General features: G+C 42.6%; 11 protein-coding genes and 1 pseudogene. 7 read left to right on the forward strand and 5 right to left on the reverse strand.

Annotation, left to right across the window (positions count from 1 at the left end; genetic code table 11):
• Window positions 1-228: pseudogene (locus tag AC1DWN_RS20140) on the forward strand (AMP-dependent synthetase and ligase); the annotation flags it as partial.
• Window positions 229-285: 57 nt separating this feature from the next.
• Here AC1DWN_RS20140 and AC1DWN_RS20145 read toward each other — a convergent pair.
• The gene (locus AC1DWN_RS20145; protein ID WP_477560691.1) at window positions 286-1815 is read right to left on the reverse strand and encodes an FAD-dependent oxidoreductase; all 1530 of its coding nucleotides are present in this window, start codon (window positions 1813-1815) and stop codon (window positions 286-288) included.
• A gap of 143 nt (window positions 1816-1958) precedes the next feature.
• Here AC1DWN_RS20145 and AC1DWN_RS20150 point away from each other — a divergent pair, with 143 nt between their 5' ends.
• The 3 genes from AC1DWN_RS20150 (at window position 1959) to AC1DWN_RS20160 (ending at window position 3295) form a co-directional block, all read left to right on the forward strand.
• Window positions 1959-2693, forward strand: a complete 735-nt coding sequence (locus AC1DWN_RS20150) for a DUF2935 domain-containing protein (RefSeq protein WP_477560692.1) — start codon at window positions 1959-1961, stop codon at window positions 2691-2693.
• A 132-nt stretch (window positions 2694-2825) separates the two neighbouring features.
• Window positions 2826-3044 (forward strand): hypothetical protein, encoded by a 219-nt coding sequence (locus AC1DWN_RS20155; protein ID WP_477560693.1) that lies wholly within the window; start codon window positions 2826-2828, stop codon window positions 3042-3044.
• Complete coding sequence (locus tag AC1DWN_RS20160; RefSeq protein WP_477560694.1) at window positions 3041-3295, forward strand: hypothetical protein; 255 nt, start codon at window positions 3041-3043, stop codon at window positions 3293-3295. Before AC1DWN_RS20155 ends, AC1DWN_RS20160 begins: the two co-directional genes overlap by 4 nt.
• An 80-nt stretch (window positions 3296-3375) precedes the next feature.
• Here AC1DWN_RS20160 and AC1DWN_RS20165 read toward each other — a convergent pair whose 3' ends face one another.
• The 4 genes from AC1DWN_RS20165 to AC1DWN_RS20180 form a co-directional block, all read right to left on the reverse strand.
• Complete coding sequence (locus AC1DWN_RS20165) at window positions 3376-3846, reverse strand: WGxxGxxG family protein (protein WP_477560695.1); 471 nt, start codon at window positions 3844-3846, stop codon at window positions 3376-3378.
• Between the two features lie 113 nt (window positions 3847-3959).
• Window positions 3960-4841: an ATP-dependent DNA ligase gene (locus tag AC1DWN_RS20170; protein WP_477560696.1), complete on the reverse strand. Its 882-nt coding sequence runs from the start codon at window positions 4839-4841 to the stop codon at window positions 3960-3962.
• Entirely contained in the window at window positions 4838-5683 is an 846-nt protein-coding gene (gene ku / locus AC1DWN_RS20175) for a non-homologous end joining protein Ku (RefSeq protein WP_477560697.1), read from the reverse strand. The genes AC1DWN_RS20170 and ku overlap by 4 nt, the downstream gene beginning before the upstream one ends.
• Window positions 5684-5833: 150 nt before the next feature.
• On the reverse strand, window positions 5834-6043 hold the full coding sequence (locus AC1DWN_RS20180) for a phage holin (protein ID WP_477560698.1): 210 nt from the start codon (window positions 6041-6043) through the stop codon (window positions 5834-5836).
• A gap of 35 nt (window positions 6044-6078) precedes the next feature.
• Here AC1DWN_RS20180 and AC1DWN_RS20185 point away from each other — a divergent pair, with 35 nt between their 5' ends.
• From AC1DWN_RS20185 to AC1DWN_RS20195, 3 genes are all read left to right on the forward strand, one after another.
• Entirely contained in the window at window positions 6079-6618 is a 540-nt protein-coding gene (locus AC1DWN_RS20185) for an ABC transporter substrate-binding protein (RefSeq protein ID WP_477560699.1), read from the forward strand.
• A gap of 292 nt (window positions 6619-6910) precedes the next feature.
• Complete coding sequence (locus AC1DWN_RS20190; RefSeq protein WP_477560701.1) at window positions 6911-8443, forward strand: MDR family MFS transporter; 1533 nt, start codon at window positions 6911-6913, stop codon at window positions 8441-8443.
• A gap of 159 nt (window positions 8444-8602) precedes the next feature.
• On the forward strand, window positions 8603-9492 hold an 890-nt coding region (locus tag AC1DWN_RS20195; RefSeq protein WP_477560700.1), incomplete at its 3' end, for a helix-turn-helix transcriptional regulator.

Raw genomic sequence — 9492 nt, forward strand, 5'->3', positions numbered from 1 at the left:
GAGCAAAACAATGCAGTTCAACTTGAGCAAATCGCTCAGCGTGAGCAGCAAGCAGCACAAATGATCCAAACAGCATTGCAAGGACATCAAACAGCGATGCAGCAGCTTCAGCAAATATCTGGAATCTGTAATCAGATTTCCCATTCCCAATCAGTTCAAAATCAAAATCCTGCGTATATGAATATGAATAATCAAAATACAGGATACTCGAACTACTCTCAGCATTAAAGTATAGAATTATATAAAAGCCGTCAGGTATAAATACCTGACGGCTTTATAAATTCACTATTGAGAAATCAACTTTAATGGTCGCTCTGCTGGCCCTTCCACAACATCTCCAGTAATTGAGAACCTTGAACCGTGACAAGGACAATCCCATGTCCGGTCCCCATTATTCCATTCAACTTCGCAGCCCATATGTGTACATGTTGTATCTACGAGAAATAGATTACCATCCTTATCCTTATAAGCACCTGCTCTACGACCATAAACTTTAACGATGCTTCCTTCGTCATTCGCTAAATCCTCTGGCTGCTTATGGATAATTTCCAGCTTACCTGCAATGAGATGTTTTGCCACATCTGCATTATCTATAACGAGATTCTTCATTGTGTTCAACGACATGGAACGGGAGGGCGAATAGAGCTCTTCAAAAGGATTCTGTTTTTCTAAAATCAAATCACGAATAAGCAATGCAGCTGCGGTACCGTTTGTCATACCCCACTTTCGGTAGCCGGTAGCAACGATAATATTGGGTGAGGAGGTGGTAATTCGACCGATGTAAGGGATTTTGTCACCTGTTACTAGATCCTGAGCGGACCATCGATATGCGATTTCTTCCAATTGAAAATGTTCTTTAGCATATCTCTGCAGCTCTTCATAATGATTGATTGTGCATATACCTTGACCTGTTTTATGGCTCTGTCCGCCGACGAGTATGAGCTTAGTTCGATCTTCCATCTCAACATAACGAATCGAACGCTTAGGATCTTCAGCACTTAAAAACATGCCGCTGGGGTATTCTTCTTTAACCTTAATTCCAAGTACATAGGAGCGATCCGCATGCATCCTTGCAAAATAAAAGCCAAGGCCATCGTAAAATGGAAAGTGTGTGCATGACACTACATGCTTGCAAGTAATCTGGTGCCCGCTGCTCGTCATTACTTTTGGCAATGACCCTGTCTCAACGTCAATTGCGGTAGTGTTCTCATAAATGATACCTCCCGCATCAACAAATTTTTTGATTAGTGCAGTTAAATAATGGAGAGGATGAAATTGGGCTTGGTTCATCATTTTAACGGCAGCTTTAGCCGGTACCTGTAAAGGAATGTGGTCCATAAATGCACCTGGTATCTTAAGCAAATCATACGCTGACATTTCATTTTCTAATTTAGTTATGTAGCTTTCTGTATTAGTAAACACATAAGCATCTTGAGCAGAATAGCCACAATCAATATTTAATTTTTCAATCGTACTTTGTATAAAACGAATTGCTTCATCATTAGCTCTGTAATAGAGGGATGCTTTCTCACTTCCTTCGCGTTTCATCAATTCATCATAGATTAAATCATGCTGTGCTGTTATTTTTGCAGTCGTATGACCGGTTGTGCCATTCAGTAATCTGCCTGCTTCTAATAGAATAACTTTGAATCCTGCTTGTGTAAGCAAATATGCAGTTGTTATCCCGGTTAGGCCTCCACCGACAACTGTAACATCTGTCTCAACAGATTGTTCAAGCTTAGGGTAGGATGGTAATCCCGTTGAATCAATCCAATAGGATTCTGGAAATTGTGGAAATGAAATGGGGCTTGTCATAATTTGTATCCTCCTCGATTAGTGGCATCATTAATGTGTACGATTTTAAAAATTATATTCAGTATTAACGGTATTATTTGAATACTTATGATCGTCCAGCTCATAAGGTTGAAGTGATAGAAAATTTATGAGGAGGATGATATATGGAAGAGCAGGCATGGTTTGAACATCGTTTTTGGCTGCAAATATTAGGGGATCATGCAAGGTTTATTTATAATGCTTTATCCCCCATCGAGATGAAGGATATACAAATAGCAATGGAATATATAAATCACTTTGACAATCTTTTGCGGCAGTCACGCATGAAAGATGTTGATTTATCCGAATTCAATAAGAAAGCTTTCGATGCCACTGAAAGTCTACGTACCTTCAAGCTGGACTTGTTAGATCGACTGCTAATTGGAAAAGTAAGTATAGGACTTACACCAACCTTTATTAATCACATGGTAAACGAGCTAGATGAATATATTAAAATTCTAACCGCTCTGCTGGGAGGGGATCCGGTTCCTATGTTTTCTTCGCTCCATCACGATCTACTCTGGCTACCGGATGCAGCAGGACACGCAGCTTCCATTGCAAAGAATTTAGATCCCGTTGAGAAGCGATTAATTAAAAAAAGTGAAAAGTTTGAAAAACATTTTAATGCATTTTATTTGAAAGCAATTGAAATGACAGGCTACTTCAGAACGATGCGGAAGCATTACCCTGCTTTATCCAAATTTCATGAAGATGTTAATATGGAAATGTCTGTATTAATGGCGTTTTTAACTGAGCTTGAGGAAATGGAGTTAAGTGAGGAGTTACTTAGTCGATTAAATCCGTTGGTGCCTGATCATATGTATCGTGAGGAATGTTACTATCTATTAAAGCTGTCATAAAGCGGATCAGTTCCACCCCCGAATTGCGATCCAGCCAAGCCTAGATTGGAATAAGAGTTTAACAATTGGACATTTTATAGTTTCACCCAAAGCTTGACAGGAAAAGTTGATTATCCTCCAGCGGACTCTACAGTGGATGGAGGTCTCATATCTGAGTTGTCGCCATTTTTCCCGCATGATGGAATAAATTTGGATAATCGAGTTGCTGCTTTGCCTTCGGATGGAAGTATTCCTGTGCTGCCGGATTGGGAGTATATACATTCACCTGGTCATACGCATGGTCATACGCAGGTCATATATCACTATTTCGTAAGCAAGATGGAACGCTTATCGCTGGTGATGCTTTCGTGACAGTTAAACAAGAATCACTTTACAAAGTGATCATGCAAGAGCAGGACATAAGTGGACCGCCTAAATATTTCACAACAGATTGGGTAGCGACAGAGAAATCAGTTAAAGAGCTAGCTGATCTCAAACCTAAACTGGTTATAACGGGACATGGGAAACCAATGTTTGGTGAAGCACTTGAGAAAAATTTGAGATATTTAATAGAAAATTTCAACACAATTGCAGTACCAGAACATGGTCGTTACATAATGTAAATCGAACCCCTTGTCTTTTGAAGACAAGGGGTTCGTGTTTGATATGGAGAATCCGTATAATTAATATTTAATCATTATTTCTAAGCACGGTCACCATCACGCCCGCGGCTTCTCATGCCTGCTAATCCAAATAAGCCAATAAGACCAAGCCAGCCCCAATTAGAACCATTACTTACTGTTGCTTTTGCTCTGTAGTTATTTGCGTGTACATTTGTTCCATTATAGCCAGTTGTATTTGTTCGGTAATTATTAGAATTCATGTTCGTACCAGTATAGCCAGGTGTGGTCGTTCTGTAGTTGTTAGGGTTCATGTTCGTGCCAGTATAGCCAGGTGTGGTCGTTCTGTAGTTGTTAGGGTTCAATTCTGTTCCTATTGCACGAGTGACATCGTTCACACCGCGACTGACATCATTAATACCACGATTCACATCATTTTTGATATCAGTTGCAGGTGTGTTTGTGCTGTAATTCATGTTGTTTGCAAAAGCAGGAATAGCGGAGAGCAGCATCAAGCAAGCGATAAAACTAAATGATAATAATACTWTCTTCATTTACTTACCCCACCTTAATTAGTTTTAAGTACGAGCTTATCTTCTACTTGGGGGGGATGATTTATACGATGGATTCAAGCGCATGTACACACTTGATATTGTAATTTAGCTTCCTAATTACCAAACTTAATTAATTTAGGCTGGCGAAGCAGGCCCGAGTCAGTAAACTCTAAAGCAGTGACATGACATGGGAAATGAACACTTAGCCAGACGATATCGGATTTCTTCATCYCTTGCGAAAGTATTGGAAAGGGACAATCCCCTGGATGCTCCTGCATAAACTGCATCAGTACCTTTTTTGAAGCGTTGTCCAGCCCTGACACATGGCCTATGTAACGATCCTCGAACTTCAGCACAAGGCTGGAAACTTGTCCATTCCTTAATTTGATTCCTACAACGTCAGCAATAAGTCGTACTTCCTTTCTTTTTTTGAACCAGTCCTTATGTTTTTTTCCTTCCGTGTAAGGACTGTCTAATCGCTTCGATATAATTCCTTCCCACTCCCGTTCATTAAGCCATTCCCATAAAGATTGCCCATCGAAAAATAAATCACTGACGAAAAATCGGGGTTGCTTAAGCGGGATTTTGGCAGAGAGCAGGTCGTATCGTTCTTGAAAAGGGAGGGAGCGCAGGTCCAAACCATTATCATTTAGAATATCGAACGCGACGAAGAGCAAAGAGTCATCGTATGACCGTTTCCTTACGCCTAAGCGGGCTCGTTGGAAGTTTGGTCTTGTTCCATCAAAGTATGCAATCTCACCGTCAAGCACACAAGCACCGAGCTTTAATGGTTTTAGTAACGCTACGATTTCAGGGAAAGTATCGTTTCGAGGCTCAAGCCGTCTTGAGAATAGCTCAACTCCTCCGTTGCCATCGAGCCGGACTAAAGTGCGAACACCGTCCCACTTCACTTGGTATCCCCACTCTGGCCCAGTCGGGATGTCAGGAGAAGTGATGGGAGCCATAGGTATGGAGGGCAAAGACATTTCTGTCATGATACATGGTCCTCAGCCTTCTTGTCTGGGCTTTTCCGCTTTCTCTTAGGTGCAGATGTAACAGGCGGTGCTTTAGTAGCATCGAGGCTGGCTTGCAGCGCTGCCATGAGATCAATGACATTAGATTTGGCTGCTGCTGATGGTGCAATAATGTCTAAACTTTCCCCAGTAATTTTCTGTTCAATTAGTTCGATTAATGCTTTACGGTAATCGTCTGTATATTTCTCAGGCTGGAATTTGTCGCTTAGTTGATTGACAAGCATAATGGCCATCGAGAGTTCCTTTTCACTAATGTCCATTTGAACAGGCAAATTAGGGACTTGTGAAATCGATCGAATCTCATCGGGAAAGTACATTGTCTCTAAACATAAGCAATTATCGACGATTCGTATGGCGGCCAAGCTGCTTTTACTGCGAATCGATATTTTGGCTATTCCAATTTTTCCAGTTTGCTTGATCGCCTCCAATAAGAGGCTGTAAGCACCGGACCCCGCCATATCGGGCGAGAGATAATAAGCTTTCTGAAAATAAAGCGGATCGATATCTGTAAGATCTACAAAATCGATTATTTTAATGGTTTTAGCTGATTCCGGCTTAATGAGGTCAAGCTCTTCTTCCTTAATAATGACGTACTTATCCTTTTCGTATTCAAAGCCTTTCACAATTTCATCCAGCTCAATTTCCTTATCGCAGTGACGGCATGTCTTTGCGTAAGATATTGGCATTCCACATTCTTTATGAAGGCTGCGGAAGTGAATATCCTTATCTTCAGTCGCTGTGTGCATTTTAACTGGGATATGCACGAGTCCAAAGCTGATTGCACCTTTCCAAACTGTATGCATTCATTTCCCGCCTTATCTTTTTCGATTAATATGCTCAAAAAAAGTGCTAGTTATTATTGTTGTTGGAGTGAAGTTCGAATAGGGAAGGTTCATAACTGATTACAATAAAAAATGCCCGCTAACCAAACGGTTCGGCGGGCTTTGTCATAGCTATAGATTGTAACCTTTTGAATTTGGCTTAGTCGGGTTACTTATAATGCCGAGTGTAGCTAGCAGAACTAGGAAAGCATCTACAATTACCAATACCTCCGTCTTAACCTCATCTGCAAATGAATATCCGAAAAGCGGCGAGACCAATTGAACCAGCAAAAGAAGCTGTGCGACGATTGAAGTCCAAAGACCGTAACGAAGCTGCTGCATAATGCGAGGCAACTCTTGCTGTACTATTTTAGTATATGTCCGAGCAACAACAAGATTGCAGGCTACCGTGTTGCCTGCCCTGTCCTGTAGGCTTCACTCTGCCATTTGTCAGAACCAAAGAAGCGGAGGCGTGGCTTGCCGATTACGATCGTCGTATTGCTGCTGCAAGAGAAAGTGTAGAAAAGGTAGTGCCGTCCGATAAGACATTTACTATTTTTGAAGTGGCAGGTAAGTCGACCTATGTATACGGCGATAATTTCGGACGGGGCGGTCAGGCCGTGTATCAGGCGTTGGGTTTTAAACCGCCTGCCCATATTGCGGCAGAAATTATGAAAAAACAGTGGGCGGAGCTGTCCAATGAGTTATTGTCCCAATATGCCGGTGACTATATTATTCTAACGTCTAACGACCTTACTTTGGAGGATATTAAAGCCGATCCGATATGGTCTACGCTTGATGCGGTCAAGAACGATCAGGTGTATGTATGGAAAGAAGAGCGTTCTTGGTACTATGATCCTATTGCAGTTCTGTCGCAGACAGAGGAAATCGCTGCTTGGCTGACAAGACAGCAATGAAGATTACCGTTTTAAAACATGCAATTATTGGATATCTGTTACCGACAGTATTAGAATAACCTGCTCGGCTTCGGCTGATGATCGCCCCTCAAGCTGCTCTTCGGAGCAGCTTTTTTTTGTTTGGAGAAATCTATCCCGATAACCAGTATCGTATTTCGTTTAATGGTAGAGGTTTGACTAACTATTCGCTTGGATTTCGTTCTTGACACACAGTTGTCAACAAGGGTGGTTTATGATTGTTTCAGATACGGATTCACCATTTACCTTAAATGAAGAAGGGAACGGGATTGAAATGAATAAARCACAGAACAAAGTAGGGGTTATCGTTGTAGGGCTTCTGCTCGCCATTCTAATGGCCTCTATGGATAACACGATTGTGGCGACAGCGATGGGAACGATTGTAGGAGAGATTGGCGGTCTCGACAAATTCGTATGGGTCACATCTGCTTATATGATTGCAGAGATGGCGGGTATGCCGATATTCGGAAAATTGTCCGACATGTATGGACGAAAAAGTTTTTTTGTATTCGGAATCGTTGTGTTTATGATTGGCTCTGCATTATGCGGATTAGCTGAATCAATTGTTCAGCTCAGTGTTTACAGAGCAATTCAAGGTATCGGAGCCGGCGCTATGGTATCGATAGCATTCACGATCATGTTTGATGTCGTCGCACCTGAAAATAGAGGAAAGATGACGGGAATGTTCGGAGCCCTGTTCGGCTTGTCGAGTATTGCCGCTCCGTTGCTAGGTGGTTTTATAACGGACCATATTCATTGGGCTTGGATTTTCTACATCAATTTACCGCTCGGTTTAATTGCTTTCTTCTTGATTGTATTTTTCTACAAAGAGTCGAAAGAGCATTCCAAGCAGAAAATTGATTTTCTTGGCGCTTTCTTATTGGTTGGGGCGATCATCTGCCTCATGTTCGCAGTTGAGTTAGGAGGTAAAGAATACGCATGGGGATCACCTCAAATATTGGGCATGTTTGCAGGTTTCGTAATTCTCACAGGTCTACTTGTATATGTGGAAAGAAAGGCTGCTGAACCGATCATTTCATTTCAGATGTTCCGAAACCGTCTCTACACGACAAGCAATTTGGTTGCTATGCTTAGCGGAGCAACGTTCATGACCGCATCGATGTTTATACCGATTTACATTCAAGGCGTATTGGGTGGCACTGCGACTAGCGCAGGACTTGTACTGCTTCCCATGATGGTTGGTTCGGTAGTGACAGCGACCGTGGGAGGATTTTTGATGTCTAAGCTGCCGTACCGTACGATCCTGATTCCTACGCTTATCATCCTGATCGCTGGAATTGCACTTCTGGCAGCGCTGTCGTCGGAATCGCCGCGGTTCCTCATCACGGTCTATATGATCCTGATCGGACTTGGCATCGGTGCTTCCTTCTCAGTACTCAGCAGTGCTGCAATTCATTCGTTTCCGGCTACGCAGCGGGGAGCGGCGACCTCTACACTGAACTTCAACCGCTCACTCGGCATGACACTTGGGATTACGATATTCGGAATTATTCAGAGCCATTCACTCACTGACAAGCTGACGAAGGCGTTTGGTAGCAATGGAACGGCGAATATGCCAGCGGACGTCAACTTCAGCGACCCGTATGTGCTGATGAATCCCGCAATCCGGCAATCTATGGACGGGAAGGTGTTGAGCTCGATTACGGAGGGACTATCGTCTTCTATCGTCGTGACTTTTGCATGGAGCCTCATCCCTGCAGTACTAGCATTGGCCGCTGCATTCATCATGAGCAGAGAGAAGCTGGACCCAGCTGCACATGTGGACGAATACGCGTCTTCACATTAATCACCAATAATTAAGTACTAAGGCAGATGAACACGGCTCCACCCTGACACAATCTTTTCTAAACCAGATACATTATTTTCTGATTTCCAAACTTAACTACTGTTGATGGGAAAGATGGTTTATGATGGTTTTAATTTATTCTGGAATGGAGGTGCAGGAATGAAACTAGAACGGCTTATGGCCATCACGATACTTTTATTGAATCGTAGGCGCGTACAAGCGCAAGAATTGGCTGATCGAATGGAGGTGTCTTTACGCACGATTTATCGTGATTTGGAGTCTTTGAGTCTCGCCGGAATCCCCATAGTATCGTATACGGGAGGGGAAGGCGGCTATGAAATTATGGATAACTTTCGTCTGGACCGCCAAATGCTTTCATTTGATGAGCTTATTTCCTTGTTCACTGCTCTGCGAGGTCTTCAGTCGACTCAAGCGATGAATCATTCAAGTATGGAACGTCTACTCGATAAGGTTGGTGCACTGGTATCACAAACGGAACAAGGACGACTGGCGGACAGCGATCAACTTCTTATCGACTTTACCCCATGGAGAAAAAGTGAGGTAGAGCGAGACAAGTATGAATCGCTGCAAAAAGCAATCAATGATAAAAAGCTGATCCGGTTTACCTATACTGACGGCAAAGGAGGAGAAACTGAACGGTGCATCGAGCCAATGGGGCTCGTGTTAAAAAGGTACGCGTGGTATCTGCATGGTTATTGTTTGAACCGCGAGGATTACCGGATTTTCAAACTTTCCCGTATTCGTGATCTGCAGACTCTGGCAGATTCCTTCAACCGCAGAACAATTACGCTCACTAAATTGAATGAACGATGGGGGAAGCCTAAAAACCAACAGACAGTTGATCTTGTCCTTCGATTCTTAGGTGAGGCTATAGTTGCGGCTACGGACCATTTTGATGAGAATGTGATTGAAAGGCTGCCGGACAATTCACTTCTTGTAAGAACAACATTTCCTGATGAGAAGTGGATAATCGGCTTTTTACTTCAGTTTAAGACAGGTTTACTTATTCTAGAGCCGCCCCATATTGC

Source organism: Paenibacillus sp. P4_A7 (genome assembly GCF_056402455.1).